Below are 16,759 nucleotides of genomic sequence, written 5' to 3'. Positions count from 1 at the left end.
CGGGCCGCGCCGTTTCCCCCCGTCCTGGATGCGCCGATGAAGCACGCACACCTCATCGTTACCCGTACCCTGGTCGCCGGCAGCGCGTCCGGCGAACTGCTGTACGCACCGACCGGCCTGAGCTTCTGGGGCGGCGTCGACCCACGCAGCGCGGAAGTGATCGACCGCCACCACCCGCTCAGCGGCCGCCATCTGCACGGCAGGCTGCTGGCGATTCCCGGTGGGCGCGGCTCCTGCACCGGCAGCAGCGTACTGCTGGAACTTATCCTCGGCGGACGTGCGCCGGCAGCGATCCTCCTGCGCGAACCGGACGAAATCCTCGCCCTCGGCGCCATCGTCGCCGAGGAACTGTTCGGCCGCTCGCTACCCATCGCCTGTCTCGGCGAGCGCTTCGACGAACTCGCCGCCTATCCCTGGGCGCGCCTGGCCGACGGTCGCCTGGAACTCCACCGCGATCCCCCGCCGCCGCTGGAGGCCCGGCCCGCCGAAGCGCTGGCGACCGATGCCGGCCCGCGACTGGACGCCTTCGACCGGGCCCTGCTCGCCGGCGAACACGGCGAAGCCGCGCGCCTGGCGATGTGCATCGTCCTGCGCATGGCGGCGTTGCAGGGCGCGCAACGGCTGATCGACATCCAGCGCGCGCACATCGACGCTTGCATCTACACCGGCCCGGCCGGCCTGCGCTTCGCCGAGACCCTGCGCGACCTCGGTGCCCGGGTGCGGGTACCGACCACCCTCAACGCCATCTCCGTGGACCAGCGCCGTTGGCGCGAACAGGGCGTACCCGCCGCCCTCGGCGAACCGGCCGCGGCCCAGGCCCAGGCCTATCTCGACATGGGCGCGCAGCCCAGCTTCACCTGCGCGCCCTACCTGCTCGACGACAGCGCGCGGGCCGGCGAACAGATCGTCTGGGCCGAGTCCAACGCGGTGCTCTTCGCCAACAGCGTGCTCGGCGCACGCACCAACAAGTACGCCGACTTCATGGACCTCTGCTGCGCCCTCACCGGTCGCGCGCCGCTGGCCGGCTGCCATCTCGACGAGCAGCGCCAGGCGCGGGTACTGATCGAAGTGGAAGACCTCGGCAGCATCGACGATGCCTTCTACCCGACCCTCGGCTACCTCTGCGGCCTGCTCTGCGACGGACAGATCCCGGCGATCGACGGCCTGCGGCAGCGGCAGCCGGACCGCGACGCGCTCAAGGCGTTCGGCGCGGCGCTGGGCACCAGTTCCTCGGTGCCGATGTTCCACGTCATCGGCGTCACCCCGGAAGCCCCCGACCTGGCCAGAGCCTTCGGCGGCCGCGCGCCGCGGCGGACCCTACGGGTCGGTCGCGAGCGCCTGCGCGACGCCTGGCGCGAGCTGGACAGCGCCGGCGAGGCGCGGATCGACCTGGTGGCGCTGGGCAACCCGCACTTCTCCGCCAGCGAATTCGCCCAGCTCGCCGCGCTCTGCCACGGCCGCCGCAGACACCCGGAGGTAGCGCTGGTGATCACCAGCAGCCGGCAGGTCGTCGCCCAGGCCGAAGCGGCCGGGCACCTGGCGACGCTGCGGGCGTTCGGCGCGCGGCTGGTCACCGACACCTGCTGGTGCATGCTCGACGAACCGCTGGTACCGCCGGGCGCGCGCACCCTGATGACCAACTCCGCCAAGTATGCCCACTACGCCCCCGGGCTGACCGGCCGCCAGGTACGCTTCGCCGGCCTCGCCGGCTGCGTCGAGGCCGCCGTCGGCGGGCGGGCCCCCGCCGGGCTGCCCGCCTGGTTGAGCGAGGACTGCTGATGTTCGACTACACCTTCCACTGGCGCTCGGCGTTCAACGCCCTGCCGGAGATGCTCGCCGGCAGCCTGGTGACGCTCCAGGTCACCGCGCTGTCGATGCTCTTCGGCATCCTCATCGCCCTGCTCCTGGCCTTCGCCCGGCTCGGCGGCAACCGCCCGCTGCGCGCCGCCGCCGGAGCCTGGATCTCCATCGCGCGGAATACCCCGGCGCTGTTCCAGATCTACATCCTCTACTTCGGCCTGGGCTCCTTCGGCCTGCACGTCAGTTCCTGGTTCGCCCTGCTCGCCGGGGTCACCTTCAACAACGCCGGCTACCTCGCCGAGACCTTCCGCGGCGGCCTCCAGGCGGTGCCCGAGACCCAGTTGCGGGCGGCCCGCTCGCTGGGCATGAGCGCGCCGCAGGCCTATCGCCTGGTGGTGATCCCGCAGCTGCTGCGGGTGGTGTTCTACCCGCTGACCAACCAGTTGGTCTGGGCCATGCTGATGACCTCCCTCGGCGTGGTGGTGGGCCTGACCGACGACCTCACCGGCGTCACCCAGGCGCTCAACGTCAAGACCTTCCGCACCTTCGAATACTTCGCCCTGGCCGCCGTCCTCTACTTCGCCATGGCCAAGCTGCTGGTGCTGGCCGCCCGCCTGCTGGGCTGGCGCCTGTTCCGTTACTGAGGGGAATGCCGTGTTCACCACCAGCCTCACCGCCAACGACCTGCTGTTCCTCCTGCAAGGCGCCTGGACCACCCTCGCCATCACCGCCATGGCGATGCTGATCGGCACCCTGCTGGGCGTCGTCTTCGGCCTGCTCCGCGCCCTGCTGCCACGCGCCAGCCTGCCGCTGGCGGCGCTGCTCGACGTATTCCGCAGCGTGCCGCTGCTGATCCAGTTCGTCCTGCTCAATTCCTTCAAGAGCATCCTCGGCCTCGACTGGAGCGCCTTCGCCGTGGCCTGCCTGGTGCTCGGCGTGTACGCCGCCGCCTACTGCACCGAGGTGGTCCGCGGCGGCGTCCTCTCGGTACCGCCGAGCGTGCGCCGGGCGGCGCGTTCGCTGGGCCTGAGCTATCGCCAGGACCTGTTCCACATCGTCCTGCCGATGGCCGCCCGGGTGGCCTTCCCCGGCTGGGTCAACCTGACCCTGTCGGTGATGAAGGACACCTCGCTGGTGCTCTGGATCGGCATCGTCGAACTGCTGCGCGCCTCGCAGACCATCGTCACGCGCATCCAGGAACCGCTCTTCGTGCTCTGCATCGCGGGGCTCGTCTATTACCTCATGAGCTGGGTGGTCGCGCGACTCGGCGCCCGGCTGGAACGGAGATGGCAGCAATGATCGAGATCAGCGACGTGCACAAGGCCTACGGCCAGTTCGAGGTGGTCAAGGGCGTCGACCTGAGGGTGGACAAGGGCGAGGTGCTGTCGATCATCGGCGGCTCCGGTTCCGGCAAGTCGACCCTGCTGATGTGCATCAACGGCCTTGAGCCGATCCAGCGCGGCAGCATCCGCGTCGACGGCATCGACGTGCATGCCCGCGGCACCGACCTCAACCGCCTGCGGCGGAAGATCGGCATCGTCTTCCAGCAGTGGAATGCCTTCCCCCACCTGACCGTGCTGGAAAACGTCATGCTCGCGCCGCGCAAGGTGCTCGGCAAGAGCCGCGCCGAAGCCGAGGCGATGGCACTGAAGCAACTCACCCACGTCGGTCTCGGCGACAAGCTCAAGGTCTTCCCCCAGCGCCTTTCCGGCGGCCAGCAACAGCGCATGGCGATCGCCCGGGCGCTGGCGATGTCGCCGGACTACATGCTGTTCGACGAAGCCACCTCGGCGCTCGACCCGCAGTTGGTCGGCGAGGTGCTGGACACCATGCGCCTGCTCGCCGAGGAAGGCATGACCATGGTCCTGGTCACCCACGAGATCCGCTTCGCCCGCGACGTGTCCGACCGGGTGGCGTTCTTCCGCAATGGCCTGGTCCACGAGATCGGCACCCCCGACCAGGTGATCGGCAACCCGCAGCGGCCGGAGACGGTGGAATTCCTCCGCTCGGTGCTCTGAGCCCGCCCCCGCACAGGAGATAGTCATGCGTTCGCAGCGGATCGTCCACATCGTCAGTTGCCATGCCGAAGGCGAGGTCGGCGACGTGATCGTCGGCGGCGTCGCCGCGCCGCCCGGCGCCACCCTCTGGGAACAGTCGCGCTGGATCGCCAGAGACCAGGACCTGCGCAACTTCGTCCTCAACGAACCGCGCGGCGGGGTGTTCCGCCACGTCAATCTGCTGGTGCCGGCCAAGGACCCGCGCGCGCAGATGGGCTGGATCATCATGGAGCCGGCCGACACCCCGCCGATGTCCGGTTCCAATTCGCTGTGCGTGGCCACCGTACTGCTCGACAGCGGCATCCTGCCGATGCGCGAACCGCTGACCCGGCTGCTGCTGGAAGCGCCGGGCGGGCTGATCGAGGCCCGCGCGGAATGCCGCGACGGCAAGGCCGAGCGGGTGGAAATCCGCAACGTGCCGTCGTTCGCCGACCGCCTCGACGCCTGGATCGAAGTCGAGGGCCTCGGCTCGCTACAGGTCGACACCGCCTACGGCGGCGACAGCTTCGTCATCGCCGACGCCCGGCGCCTGGGCTTCGCCCTGCGCGCCGACGAAGCCGCCGAGCTGGTCGCCACCGGCTTGAAGATCACCCACGCGGCCAACGAACAACTGGGCTTCCGCCACCCGACCAACCCGGACTGGGACCATCTGTCCTTCTGCCAGTTGGCCGCACCGCCGGAGCGCCGCGACGGCGTCCTCGGCGCGAGCAACGCGGTGGTCATCCGCCCCGGCAAGATCGACCGCTCGCCCTGCGGCACCGGCTGCTCGGCGCGGATGGCGGTGCTCCAGGCGAAAGGCCAGCTGCGGGTCGGCGAACGCTTCGTCGGGCGCTCCATCATCGGTTCGGAATTCCACTGCCACATCGAGTCGCTGACCGAACTCGGCGGCCGTCCGGCGATCCTCCCGTGCCTGTCCGGGCGTGCCTGGATCACCGGCATCCACCAGTACCTGCTCGACCCGGACGATCCCTGGCCGCAAGGCTATCGGCTGTCCGACACCTGGCCCGACGGCCACTGCTGACCACCCCGCCCGACCGCAGGCAGCGGCCGGGCGGAAACCGATCCGGCGCGTACCGGATCGCCCACGACGGCGAACGCTGCCGTCGCCCTGTGTCACGGACCGCTGCGGTCCGACTGAATTCGTATACGAAATACGAAGAAAGGAGAAACCATGAGCAAGCACGTCAACTGGAGCGGTGTATTCCCCGCGGTCACCACCCAATTCAACGCCGATTTCTCGGTGAACCTGGAGGAAACCCACACGGTCATTTCCAACCTGGTGCGCGACGGCGTGTCCGGGGTGGTGGTATGCGGCAGCGTCGGCGAGAACACCTCGCTGACCATCGAGGAGAAGATGGCCGTCACCGAGGTCGCCAAGGATGCCTCCGGCGGCCGCGTGCCGGTGATCTGCGGGATCGCCGAGTTCACCAGCGCCGGCGCGGCGAAGGTGGCCAAGGCGGTGGAGCGGGTCGGCGTCGACGGCATCATGGTGATGCCGGCACTGGTCTATTCCTCCAAGCCGCACGAGACCGCCGAGCATTTCCGCAGCGTGGCCAGCGGCACCGACCTGCCGGTGATGGTCTACAACAACCCGCCGATCTACCGGAACGACGTCACCCCGGACATCCTGGTTTCCCTGGCCGACTGCGAGAACATCGTCTGCTTCAAGGACAGCTCCGGCGACACCCGCCGCTTCATCGACGTACGCAACCAGGTGGGCGAGCGCTTCATCCTCTTCGCCGGCCTCGACGACGTGGTCCTGGAAAGCGTGGCGGTGGGTGCCCAGGGCTGGATCTCGGGAATGTCCAACGTGTTCCCGAAGGAAGGCGAGACCATCTTCCGCCTGGCCAGGGCCGGGCGCTTCGCCGAGGCGATGCCGATCTACGAGTGGCTGATGCCGATCCTCCATCTCGACGCACGTCCCGACCTGGTGCAGTGCATCAAGCTCTGCGAGGAACTCGCCGGTCGCGGCAGCGCCCTCACCCGTCCGCCGCGCCTGGCCCTGCGCGGCGCCGATCGCGAGCATGTGGAGCGGATCATGGCCAAGGCCCTGGCCAGCCGGCCGGCGCTGCCGGACGTCGGCTTGTAGCCGGCGCCCCGCCCTCGCCGCCTCGCTCCCCGGGGAGCGCCCGGCGAGGGCCAGCGGCAGAGCATACCGTTCACCGTCCCCAGGGAGGCCCCATGCCCAGCATCCTCGGTCACAACTATGTCGGCGGCGCCCGCAGCGCCGCCGGCAGCGTCATCCTGCGCAGCCTCGACGCCGACAGCGGCGAAGCGCTGCCCTACGCCTTCGTCCAGGCCACCGCGGAGGAGGTCGACGCCGCCGCCCGCGCCGCCGAACGCGCCTATCCGCACTACCGGCAACTGTCCGCCGCGCGCCGCGCCGGATTCCTCGAGGCGATCGCCTCGCGCCTCGACGCCCTGGGCGACGACTTCGTCGCCCTGGTCCGTCGCGAGACCGCGCTGCCCGCTGCACGTATCGAGGGCGAACGGACACGTACCGCCAACCAGTTGCGGCTGTTCGCCGAAGTCCTGCGACGTGGCGACTTCCACGGCGCGCGCATCGATCGCGGACAACCCGGGCGTACCCCACCGCGCCCCGACCTGCGCCAGTGGCGAATCGGTCTCGGCCCGGTGGCGGTGTTCGGTGCCAGCAACTTCCCGCTGGCCTTCTCCACCGCCGGCGGCGACAGCGCCGCCGCCCTGGCCGCCGGCTGCCCGGTGGTGGTCAAGGCCCATGGCGGGCACATGGCCACAGCCGAATGCGTGGCCGACGCGATCCTCCAGGCGGCGGCCGACACCGGCATGCCGGCCGGGGTATTCAACATGGTCTACGGCAACGGCGTCGGCGAGGCGCTGGTGCGCCATCCGGCCATCCGCGCGGTAGGCTTCACCGGTTCGCTCAAGGGCGGGCGCGCACTGTGCGACCTGGCAGCGGCGCGGCCGCAGCCGATCCCGGTGTTCGCCGAGATGAGCAGCATCAATCCGCTGGTGGTGCTCCCCGATGCCCTGCGCCGGCGCGGCCGGCAGGTGGCGGAGGAACTGGCCGCGTCGGTGACGCTCGGCTGCGGCCAGTTCTGCACCAAGCCGGGCCTGGTGCTTGGCCTGCGCTCCCCGGGATTCGACGCCTTCGTCGCGGCGCTGGGCGAGGCCCTGGCCGCCAGGCCGGCGCAGAGCATGCTCAACGCCGGTACCCTGCGCAGCTATGCCGAAGGACTGCAACACCTGGAGCGCCACCCCGGCATCCAGCGCCTGGCCGGAGCGCCACAGGAAGGGCAGCAGGCCCATCCGCAGTTGTTCAAGGCCGACGTGTGCCTGTTGCTGGAAGGCGACGAACTGCTCCAGGAAGAGGTATTCGGCCCGGCCACCGTGGTCGTCGAGGCAGCCGACGAGGAACAACTTGCCCGCGCGCTGGACCACCTGCACGGCCAGTTGACGGCGACCCTGATCGGCGAAGCGGACGACCTCGCGGCGTTCGCCGGGCTGGTCCCGCTGCTCGAACGCAAGGCCGGGCGCCTGCTATTCAACGGCTATCCGACCGGCGTCGAGGTGTGCGACGCCATGGTCCACGGCGGCCCCTACCCGGCCACCTCCGACGCTCGCGGCACCTCGGTGGGAACCCTGGCCATCGAGCGCTTCCTGCGCCCGCTGTGCTACCAGGACTACCCCGACAGCCTGCTCCCGGACGCCCTGAAGAACGCCAACCCTCTGGGCCTGCTGCGCCTGGTCGATGGCCGGAGTACGCGCGAGGCCCTGGTTTGAGCGCGCCTGGAAACCTGGATGGCGGATAACGCCGTGCCTGCCGGACCCGTCCTCACTGCGCCACGCTGTCCGGCGTGCCCCTCGCCTTGCGCTCACTCCAGCAACGCCAGCAGCTCCCGGTGCAACGCCTCGGGAATCGTCACGCCGTCCCTGGCGCTGCGTTCGCGCGCTTCGAATCGTCGCTGCGAGGGCAATCGCGCGCCCTGTTCGACGATGCCTTCGAACAGCGTCTCGGCGCGCGCCAGGTGCTCCTCCGCCGAGGCGCCGAGCATGCGCCGCGGATCGATGGCGATCAGCAGTTCGCCACCGAAGGGAGAAGAACGGCTGCCCTCGTCGTAGGCCAGCGACTCGGCACTGGTCAGGTCGCCGATCAGCGGACCGGCGAGCAGTTCGACCATCGCCGCCAGGGCCGAGCCCTTGTGCCCGCCGAAAGTGAGCATGGCACCTCGCAACGCGGCGCTGGCATCGGTGGTCGGCTCGCCCTGCTCGTCCACGCCCCAGCCCAGCGGGATCGGCTTGCCGGCGCGTTCGTGCAATTGGATCTCGCCACGCGCCACGGCGCTGGTGGCGAAGTCGAAGACGAACGGCGGGCCGTCCGGACGCGGCCAGCCAAAAGCGATCGGGTTGGTGCCGAAGATCGGCTTGCGTCCGCCCGCCGGCGCCACCCAGGCATGACTCGGCGTGGTCGCCAGGGCCACCAGACCCGCCTCGGTAAGCGCCTCGACCTCCACCCATAGCGCGGAGAAATGCACACAGCGGTTCACCGCCATCGCCGCGATGCCCTGGCTGCGGGCCTTCTCCTGCAGATGCGGCAACCCCAGCCGGAATGCGCATTGGGAGAACCCGCCATGGGCGTCGACCCGCAGCAGGCCGGGAGCGATGTCGTGCAGTTCCGGCTCGGCGTCGGCGGATACCTTGCCGGCCTTCAGCGTGGCGATGCAGCCGAGCAACCGCCAGATACCATGGGAGGCGCATTCGTCGCGCTCTCCCGCCACCAGGGTGTCGGCCACCGCCTGCACATGGGCTTCGCTGAAAGCGTGCCGGCGCAGGATGCGCACGGCCAGTTCGCGGACCTCGTCCAGCGTCATTCGAATCACAGGTTTCTCCTTTTTCTTCTGCGTCGACCCCGTAGGGTCGCCTGGCGCGCCGGGGTTCTCTTGACTGCAATCGACCCGGACGATGCCGAAAACGGCACAGCGCTTTCCGAAAAGCTCACTCCCGCACGAAACCTACATGAAACCCCTACAAGCACAGTAGGAAAAATCCAATTAATCCCGGCAACCATCAAGAAACCCTTCCGCTCCCCGCTACAGGTATCGAGCGACTTCCCACAGCCCGGTCGGAGACCCCACCCATGATTCTTCGTCGTATCGCCATCGCCCCACGCGCCATTATCGGTTTTGCCATCATCGCCCTGCTGCTGGTGGCCCTTGGGCTGTTCGCCCACACCCGCATGGGTTCTCTGAACCGTGCCGCCGAGGAGATCGGCGAGGTCTGGCTGCCCAGCGTCGAGGCCTCCGGCCAGCTCAGCAACCTGATGAGCGAACTGCGCCTGGGCGAGATGAACCATGTGCTGCTGCACGACATGCAACGCATGGAGCAGCAGGAACAACGGATGGACAGCATCGTCGCCGCGCTCGCCAAGGTGGAGCACGACTATCGTCCGCTCCTGGCGCTGGATGAAGAACGCCAATTGCTCGACCAGTTCGTCCAGCGCCAGCAGGAGTATCTGGAAGGTCACACCGCCCTGCTCGCGCTGTCGCGCCAGAACCGCACCGAAGAGGCCAGCAGCCTGATGGGAGGCGCGCAATTGCAACGCTACGAGCAGGTCCAGCAGACCCTCAAGCAACTGATCGGAGTCAATCGCGAGGCCGCCCGCGCCTCTGTGGAGGACGCCGCCGAGGTCTACTCGAGGTCGTCCCGCGCGATCCTCCTGGTGCTGCTGGTGGCGCTGGCAGCCAGCGTGAGCATCGCCTGGCTGCTGACCCGCAGCATCGTCGTGCCGATCCGCCAGGCGGTGAACTGTGCCGACCGCATCGCGGCGAAGGACCTCACTGGCGAGATCGTCGGCGAAGGCCGCGACGAGCCGGCCCAGTTGATGAACGCCATGCGCAGCATGCAAGCCAGTCTGCACGACACCATCGAGCAGATCGGCGATTCGGCCACGCTGCTGGCCTCCGCGGCGGAACAGTTGAACGCCGTGACCGAAGAAGGCAACCGCTCGCTGAGCCGGCAGAACGACGAGATCGAGATGGCCGCCACCGCGGTCAACGAAATGAGCGCCGCGGTCGAGGAAGTCGCGCGCAATTCCAGTTCCACCGCCGAGGCGTCCAGTCTCTCGGAACAGGCTGCCAGCAATGGCCGCGCCCGGGTCGAACAGACCGTCCGCTCGATCCGCCAGATGAACCAGGAGATCGGCCAGACCGCGCGCCTGGTGGAAGGCCTGGCCAGCCAGGCGCAGGACATCGGAAAAGTACTCGACGTGATCCGCGCCATCGCCGAGCAGACCAACCTGCTGGCCCTCAACGCCGCCATCGAGGCCGCCCGCGCCGGCGAGCAGGGCCGCGGCTTCGCGGTGGTCGCCGACGAGGTGCGCGCCCTCGCCCATCGCACCCAGCAGTCGACCCACGAGATCGAAGGCATGATCGCCAGCGTACAGGCAGGCACCGACACCGCGGTGTCCGCGATGCGCGAGAACGACCAGCGCGCCCGGCAGATGCTCGACGAGGCCGAGGCCGCCGATCACGCTCTGGGCGAGATCGCCGAGCACGCCACGCGAATCAACGAGCGCACCCTGGTGATCGCCAGCGCTGCCGAGGAGCAGGCCCACGTCGCCCGCGAGGTCGATCGCAACCTGGTGAACATCCGCGACGTTGCCGTGCAGACCACCCAGGGCGCCGAGCAGACCCGCGGCGCCAGCCACGAGCTGTCGCGCCTGGCCAACGACCTCAAGGGCATGATCGGTCGCTTCGTGATCTGACCCGCAAGCGAGCTAGGGCGTCGCGCGGCGCAGCACCAACTGCCCGCCGTCGCCCTTCTGCACCCGGTAGTCGCCCTCGCCCTGGCGACCGAGGAGCATCAGGGTCAGGCCGCCGCGTTCGAGCAGCGCGATCCCGGCCGGGGTAGGCCTCCAGGCGCGCGGCTCGCTGGGGAGCCAGCGCGTGAGGCAGGCGGTATCGCCGCCCAGGTCGTAGCCACTGGCTTCCGCCACTTCGCTGTCGCGCAGCTCCAGGTGGCAGATCGCGGGCGCCTCGTCCTGCTGCAGGGTCCATTGCCCGGCGAGTTCGGAAGCGCTGAGAAGAATCAGACTGCTGGCCATACTGATACCTGTGCTGAAAAAACCGCAGAGCAAGCAAACCATCCTGGAGAGCTTCGCGCTTGCCGACATCGAGAGATCTCCTTCAAGCCTGGAACATCGGATGACACGGCGAACGCCGCCCGCCATCCTCGCTTCGAACGCCAGCGCGCGCCAGGCGCCGCGGGCCTCCGTTCGTCCGCCAGGCCGCCGGCCCACGGGCGCGCCACAGTTCACAACTTCGCTCCTGTGGAAGACACCTATCAATTCGAACAGTGCCCGGCCGGCCGAAGGGCCGCGGTTCGTACCGCCGCACCGAACCGCGCCCGTTTCAGCGCGTCAGACGACGATGTCGGCCTGGGTCGCCTGGCCGATCAGATTGATCGCGAAATCGGCATGGGCGTCCCGCTGAAGTCGATCGCCAGACTGCCGGCCTTGCTCGCCGCGTCGTAGGACAGGATCGCCTGGCCGGCCTTGCCGGCGAAGGCGTCGACGTATTGCAGCACCAGCCCGCCGTTGACGAAGGCGTCCAGCCCGGACAGGTCGATCTTGTCCTGGCCGCTGACGAAGTCGCGCAGGGTATCCGGCGCCGCCGCGGAGGACTCGGCGATATCGCCGTAGACGAAGGTGTCGGCTCCCGCGCCGCCCCACAACTGGTCCGCGCCGAGGCCGCCGTAGAGGATGTCGTTGCCGGCGCCGCCCTTGAGCACGTTGGCCACGTCGTTGCCGATCAACAGGTCGCTACCCGAGCCGCCGATGGCGTTTTCCACGGTGACCCCGGCAGCGATCGACACGTTGCCCTTCAACCCGCCGACATCGGACAGCGCCTTCTCGTTGAGGTTGATCTTCTGGTTCTGGCTGAAGCCGGAGAAGTCCAGGGTGTCGTTGCCGCCGGCGTCCCACACCGAGAACACCAGCTTGGAACTGGACGAGGTGGCGCTGTAGAAGTCGCGCTCGGTGTTGGAGTTGAAGCCGTACACCGTGTCGCCGGTGCGGGTGGTCAGGTTGGCCCCGTAGAGCTTCTGGATCGCCGCGATGTCGTCCAGCAGCGGTGCCGAGGAATAGGCGCCCTTGAAGTCCTGGCCGGTGTTCTGCTCTTCCCAGTAGCTCATCACCGAATAGGCGCGGGTGTCCTCGGCGTAGGTAGCGTCGGCGTAGGTGGGATCGCCCTCGCCGGCGTTGTAGTCGCCGGGGTGGCTCAGGCCCAGGGTATGGCCGATCTCGTGGGTCAGCGTCTGGCGTCCGTAGTTGCCGTTGGCCGGATTGACGTTGGCGCTGTAGCTGCTGTTGATCAGGTACCAGGATTGCCCCTTGAGCGCATCCGGTACATCCGGCAGGAAGGCGAACGCCGCACCGCCGACACTACTGCTGAAGTTGCCGAAGGTCAGGTCGCCCTGATCGCCCTGGCCGGCGTCGACGAAGTGGATATTGGTGACGTCCGACCAGGATTGCAGCGACAACTTGGCCTGGGCCTGCTGCTGTGCGGAGAAGGCGCTGAACTTGCCCAGCGAGTAGATATCGCTGACATACTTCCACGGCGTATTGAAGAAGTCGTTCGGTTTGGTCAGGAACGAATAGGACAGGGTCAGCACCGAGTCGCCCGGCGCTTTCTGCCACGACGCCTGTTCGCGGAGGATCTGCTCCGCCGCCTGGTCGACGGTATAGGACGGATGGCCATTGACCAGTTCGTCCCCACCCCGCGCATAGGCATGCAGGAAGTTGTCTACCTGGGTATACGCATCGCTACGACCTTTCAATGCAAGAGAATTGCTGGACATTGTCATATCCCTTTAAGTTGTAAAGGAAATAACTCGGATACAATTATCGGTTGGATAATTGCAGTTATCGGCCGGATCAGGCCGAAGTCCAAACTGACACAGCTTATTTTCCAATGTCCACAGGTTTCATGAAAAAAATTAAGCGACACTTAAAGCATATGAGCGAACGACTTCCGCATATATGAAATCATGCAGGAAAGATAAACAACCGAAGACACTGGAATGTTATAAAAACCGTTTCATATAAATAGCGCCTTATTGAAAAAACAATTCCGTGCATATTGTTCGACTTCTGTCGACCCGCCCGCGACATCGACTTCACGCCGGGCGAACAATTGCCTGCACGTCCTTCGCGCTCTCAATTGAGCGCGCTCCGGTTTTCCTCCGTCTCGGTCTGCGACAGGGTGTGCAGCGGTGCCGGGCAATCCGTTGTCGCGCAGTCGCGGCGGCGCGCCGGCGTCTCGCCGGAAACGAAGTTCGCCGCCACCAGTTCCAGGTCGGCTTCGTCCAGCACGCCAGCGTAGAAACGCAGGCGTGCCCAGGCCGTGAGGTAGTCGTACTTGGCCTTGGACAGCTCGTTCATCGCGCTGTACAGCGCCTGCTCGGCGTTCAGCAGATCGAGGTTGACCCGCATCCCGGCGGCGATGCTCTTGCGCGTGGCCATCACCAGCGTCCGCGCCGACTCCACGGTCATCTCGTAGGCGCGGATCTTCGCCGCGCTGCTGCTGCTCTGGTTGAACATCTTGCGCACCTGGTTGAGGGTCTCGCGGACCTTGTCGTCCAGGTCGTAATGGCTCTTCTCCATGCGATGCGTGGCCTGGCGCGTCGCCGCCAGGGTCTCGCCGCCGGAGAACAGCGGGACGCTCAACTGGATGCCGACGCTGTCGGTCTCGTAGCGCTGGTTGTAGGTGTTTTCCGAACCGGACTTGGACTTGCCGGTGCTGGCGTACAGGCCCAGGCGCGGCAGGAAGTCGGCACGGTTCTGCTCGACCTCGTAGCGGGCCACGTCCACCGCGTGGCGCAGCGAGGCAAGCTCGGGGTTCTCGGCCAGCGCCAGGTCACGCCAGGCGGTGTAGCTGGCGGGGCTCAACGGTCGCACCTGGAAGCGTTCGCCGAGCGGCGCCAGGTCGGCGATCTCCAGCGGCGCCCCGACCAGCCGCTCCAACTCGCGCAGGGCGGCATCCTGGCTGTCCCGCGCCTCGATTTCCTGGGCCTGGGCCAGGTTGAAGCGGGCCTGGGTCTCCAGGGTGTCGGTGCGGGTGCCGTTGCCGCGCTCGAACTGGCGCTGGTTGAGCTGGAACTGCTCACGGTAGGAGCGCTTCTGCGCCCGCGCCAGTTCGATCTGGTCCTGGGCCAGCAGCGCGCCGGTATAGGCCTCCAGGACCCGGATCAGCAGCTCCTGGCTCTGACTGCGGAAGCGCTCGTCGGACAGCAGCGCCTGGGCCACGCCCTTGCGGTAGCGGCTGAAGGCCTCGTAGTCGAACAACGGCTGTTGCAGGCTGAGGGTGGAGACGTAGCTGTCGTAGTCGCGGTCTTCCTTGAAATCGCCGCGGGTGGTGGTCTGGGTCACATCGGACCAACTGCGCCCACGGTTGTAGCTGTACACCAGGCGCGGCAGCAGCGCCGCGCGGCCGAGCGCACGGTATTGCCTGCCGGCCTCGTGCTCCTGGATCGCGGCCTGGAACTGCGGGTCGTTCTCCAGGGCCAGGTGATAGCCGTCCAGCAGGCCGAGGGCGAAGGCGTCCTCGCGCAGCAGCAACAGGAAGGCGCCGAACAGCCAGGTCATCAAGCGGCGCATGGTCATCGGTCAGTTCTCCGCCAGCGCCACGTGGGCGCGGTCGAACAGGGGCTTGAACAGGTAGTTGAGCAGCGAGCGCTCGCCGGTGCGGACGAACACCTGCACCGCCATCCCCGGGCGGATCTGCAAGCCCTTCAGCTTGCCCATCGCGGTCGCGTCGACCTGGGCGCGCAGCGCGTAGTAGGGCTGCTTGTTCTGCTCGTCGAGCAGGCGGTCGGCGCTGACCATGGTCACTTCGCCGGTGACCCGCGGGGTCTTGCTCTGGTTGAAGGCGGTGAACAGCATCTCCACCGGCAACCCGCTGTGGATCCGGTCGACCAGGTTCACCGCGAGTTGGCCCTCCACTTCCAGGCTGTCGCTGTTGGGCACGATATACATCAGCAATTCGCCGGGGCCGATCACCCCGCCATCGGTGAACACCTTCAAGCCGGCCACGTAGCCGCTGACCGGCGCGCGGATCTCGGCGTGGCGCAGTTCGTAGCGCGCCGAGGACAGCTCCTCCCAGAGTGTCCGCGCATTGACCTGGGTTTCCGCCAGTTGCCCGCTGACTTCCTTGCGGTACTCCTCCTCGCGCTGGCCGATGCGCATCTGCGCCTCGGCGATGCTCTGGCGGATCTGCCCGAAGCGACCGCTGCTCTCCGACAGCCGGGCATTCACCTCGGCCAGTTGGCGCTCCTGTTCGAGCAACTGGTTGCGCGGCATGTAGCCTTCCTCGGCGAGGTCGCGCGCACCGCTCAGCTGGCTGTTCAACAGGCGTTGTTGCAGGCGCTGGTTGCCCTCGGTCTGGCGCAACCCTTCGAGCTGGGCGCGCAGCCCCTCGATGTTCGCCCGCAATGCGGAGAGTTCGTTGGCCAGCGCGGTCTGGCGGCTACGTAGCAACTGCCGCTGCAGCTCCAGGCGCTCGCCGAGGGTCGCCAGCGGGGCCTGCTCGGCCAGCCCCGCGGGCATCTCCAGGGTCCGCCGGCCGTCGTATTCGGCCTGCAGGCGTGCCTGGTTGAGCCGCGCGTTGGCGTACCGGTTGAGCAGCGAATCGACGTTGGCCCGGGCCTGGGTCGGTTCCATGCGGATCAGCGGCTCGCCCGCCTCCACATGCTGGCCGTCGCGTACCAGGATGTGCTTGACCACCCCGCCCAGCGGATGCTGCACCGACTTGCGCTGGCCGGAGATGATCACCGTGGCCGGCACCGCCACGCCCTGGTCGAGCGGCGCGAAGGCGGCCCAGACCAGCGCGCCGCCGAAGCCGAACAGGACCAGCAGCCAGCCCAGTCGCGCATAGGCGTTCTCGTCGCGTTTCATCGTGCGGGTCATTCCACACCTCCCTGGCGCGGCGCGGCCACCACCTGCGGCGCGCCGTAGCCGGCCACCCGGTAGTCCGCGCGTTGCCGCGACGCCGACGCGGCGCGCTGGTTGTTCAAGGCAGCGAGCACCTGGTCGCGCTCGCCGTACAGGTGCAACTGGCCGGCATTCAGCGCCAGCAGGCGGTCGGCGCAACCCAGCACGCCGGCCCGGTGGGTGATCAGCAGCACCGTGCAGCCACGCGCCTTGAGCGCCTGGATCGCCGCCAGCAGCGCCTGCTCGCCGCTGTCGTCGAGGTTCGAGTTGGGTTCGTCGAGCACCACCAGGGTCGGCGCGCCGTACAGCGCCCGGGCCAGGGCGATGCGCTGGCGCTGGCCGCCGGAAAGCCCGGCGCCGCCGACGCCGAGCACGGTGTCGTAGCCCTGCGGCAGGCGCAGGACCAGTTCATGGACCCCGGCCAGGCGCGCCGCCTCCACCACCTTGTCGGCCTGCACCTCGCCGAAGCGGGCGATGTTCTCCGCCACCGTGCCGGCGAACAGTTCGATGTCCTGCGGCAGGTAGCCGATGCGCGGGCCGAGGGTCTCGCGCTCGTACTGGCGGATCTCGGCGCCGTCCAGGCGCACGCTGCCGTGCAGGGTCGGCCAGATGCCCAGCACTACCCGCGCCAGGCTCGACTTGCCGGAGCCGGACGGACCGATCACGCCGACCACCGAGCCGGCCGGGATCGCCAGGGTCAGGCCACGCAGGGTGCGCGCCTCGCTGCCGGGCGGCGCCGCGTCCACCGATTCCAGCAGCAGGTGGCCACGCGGCTCGGGCAATTCCATGCGTCGCTCGCGGGCAGGGAATTCGTCGAGCAGGCCGCTCAGCCGGCGATAGGCATCGCGCGCCGCGCCCCACTGCTTCCACACGCCGATCAGTTGGTCGATGGGCCCCAGCGCACGGCCCATCAGGATCGAGCCGGCGATCATCATCC

The 16,759-nt window shown here is 68.3% G+C and carries 12 protein-coding genes and 2 pseudogenes; 8 read left to right on the top strand and 6 right to left on the bottom strand.

Going from position 1 to position 16,759, the window contains the following annotated elements:
• Positions 1 to 36: 36 nt before the first annotated feature.
• The 7 genes from HMPREF2886_RS29720 (at position 37) to HMPREF2886_RS29690 (ending at position 7,619) form a co-directional block, all read left to right on the top strand.
• A complete protein-coding gene (locus tag HMPREF2886_RS29720) occupies positions 37 to 1,779 on the top strand; it encodes a cis-3-hydroxy-L-proline dehydratase (RefSeq protein ID WP_070748921.1) in 1,743 nt (580 codons plus the stop codon).
• Positions 1,779 to 2,444, top strand: coding sequence for an amino acid ABC transporter permease (locus HMPREF2886_RS29715; RefSeq protein ID WP_003082559.1), 666 nt, complete (start codon positions 1,779 to 1,781; stop codon positions 2,442 to 2,444). The genes HMPREF2886_RS29720 and HMPREF2886_RS29715 overlap by 1 nt, the downstream gene beginning before the upstream one ends.
• 10 nt (positions 2,445 to 2,454) lie before the next feature.
• Complete coding sequence (locus HMPREF2886_RS29710; protein WP_003082557.1) at positions 2,455 to 3,099, top strand: amino acid ABC transporter permease; 645 nt, start codon at positions 2,455 to 2,457, stop codon at positions 3,097 to 3,099.
• Positions 3,096 to 3,818: an amino acid ABC transporter ATP-binding protein gene (locus HMPREF2886_RS29705; protein ID WP_003082555.1), complete on the top strand. Its 723-nt coding sequence runs from the start codon at positions 3,096 to 3,098 to the stop codon at positions 3,816 to 3,818. Before HMPREF2886_RS29710 ends, HMPREF2886_RS29705 begins: the two co-directional genes overlap by 4 nt.
• A gap of 25 nt (positions 3,819 to 3,843) precedes the next feature.
• Positions 3,844 to 4,878 carry a trans-3-hydroxy-L-proline dehydratase gene (locus tag HMPREF2886_RS29700; protein ID WP_039027957.1) on the top strand — a complete coding sequence of 345 codons (1,035 nt, stop codon included), beginning with the start codon at positions 3,844 to 3,846 and terminating at the stop codon, positions 4,876 to 4,878.
• A 150-nt stretch (positions 4,879 to 5,028) separates the two neighbouring features.
• Positions 5,029 to 5,946 (top strand): dihydrodipicolinate synthase family protein, encoded by a 918-nt coding sequence (locus HMPREF2886_RS29695; protein WP_039027956.1) that lies wholly within the window; start codon positions 5,029 to 5,031, stop codon positions 5,944 to 5,946.
• A gap of 92 nt (positions 5,947 to 6,038) precedes the next feature.
• On the top strand, positions 6,039 to 7,619 hold the full coding sequence (locus HMPREF2886_RS29690) for an aldehyde dehydrogenase (NADP(+)) (RefSeq protein ID WP_033976753.1): 1,581 nt from the start codon (positions 6,039 to 6,041) through the stop codon (positions 7,617 to 7,619).
• Positions 7,620 to 7,711: 92 nt separating this feature from the next.
• Here HMPREF2886_RS29690 and lhpD read toward each other — a convergent pair whose 3' ends face one another.
• Positions 7,712 to 8,716, bottom strand: coding sequence for a bifunctional delta(1)-pyrroline-2-carboxylate/delta(1)-piperideine-2-carboxylate reductase (gene lhpD, locus HMPREF2886_RS29685; protein ID WP_033976752.1), 1,005 nt, complete (start codon positions 8,714 to 8,716; stop codon positions 7,712 to 7,714).
• A 257-nt stretch (positions 8,717 to 8,973) separates the two neighbouring features.
• Here lhpD and HMPREF2886_RS29680 point away from each other — a divergent pair, with 257 nt between their 5' ends.
• Positions 8,974 to 10,599: a methyl-accepting chemotaxis protein gene (locus HMPREF2886_RS29680; protein ID WP_033976751.1), complete on the top strand. Its 1,626-nt coding sequence runs from the start codon at positions 8,974 to 8,976 to the stop codon at positions 10,597 to 10,599.
• 12 nt (positions 10,600 to 10,611) lie between these two features.
• Here HMPREF2886_RS29680 and aprI read toward each other — a convergent pair whose 3' ends face one another.
• The 5 genes and pseudogenes from aprI to aprD all read right to left on the bottom strand — a co-directional run.
• Complete coding sequence (gene aprI, locus HMPREF2886_RS29675) at positions 10,612 to 11,007, bottom strand: alkaline proteinase inhibitor AprI (protein ID WP_033969108.1); 396 nt, start codon at positions 11,005 to 11,007, stop codon at positions 10,612 to 10,614.
• Between the two features lie 246 nt (positions 11,008 to 11,253).
• Positions 11,254 to 12,692: pseudogene (aprA, locus tag HMPREF2886_RS29670) on the bottom strand (serralysin family metalloprotease AprA).
• A 358-nt stretch (positions 12,693 to 13,050) separates the two neighbouring features.
• Positions 13,051 to 14,496 (bottom strand): alkaline protease secretion protein AprF, encoded by a 1,446-nt coding sequence (gene aprF / locus HMPREF2886_RS29665; RefSeq protein WP_070748919.1) that lies wholly within the window; start codon positions 14,494 to 14,496, stop codon positions 13,051 to 13,053.
• A 3-nt stretch (positions 14,497 to 14,499) separates the two neighbouring features.
• Positions 14,500 to 15,798 carry an alkaline protease secretion protein AprE gene (aprE, locus tag HMPREF2886_RS29660; RefSeq protein ID WP_033969112.1) on the bottom strand — a complete coding sequence of 433 codons (1,299 nt, stop codon included), beginning with the start codon at positions 15,796 to 15,798 and terminating at the stop codon, positions 14,500 to 14,502.
• A pseudogene (gene aprD / locus HMPREF2886_RS29655) lies at positions 15,795 to 16,759 on the bottom strand (alkaline protease secretion ATP-binding protein AprD); the annotation flags it as partial. The gene aprE and the pseudogene aprD, both read right to left, overlap by 4 nt.

The organism is Pseudomonas sp. HMSC066A08, from assembly GCF_001813025.1.
Taxonomy (GTDB): Bacteria; Pseudomonadota; Gammaproteobacteria; order Pseudomonadales; family Pseudomonadaceae; genus Pseudomonas; species Pseudomonas aeruginosa.
The sequence above is the reverse complement of the archived record's forward strand: the minus strand, read 5'-3'. Positions and strand labels throughout refer to the sequence as shown.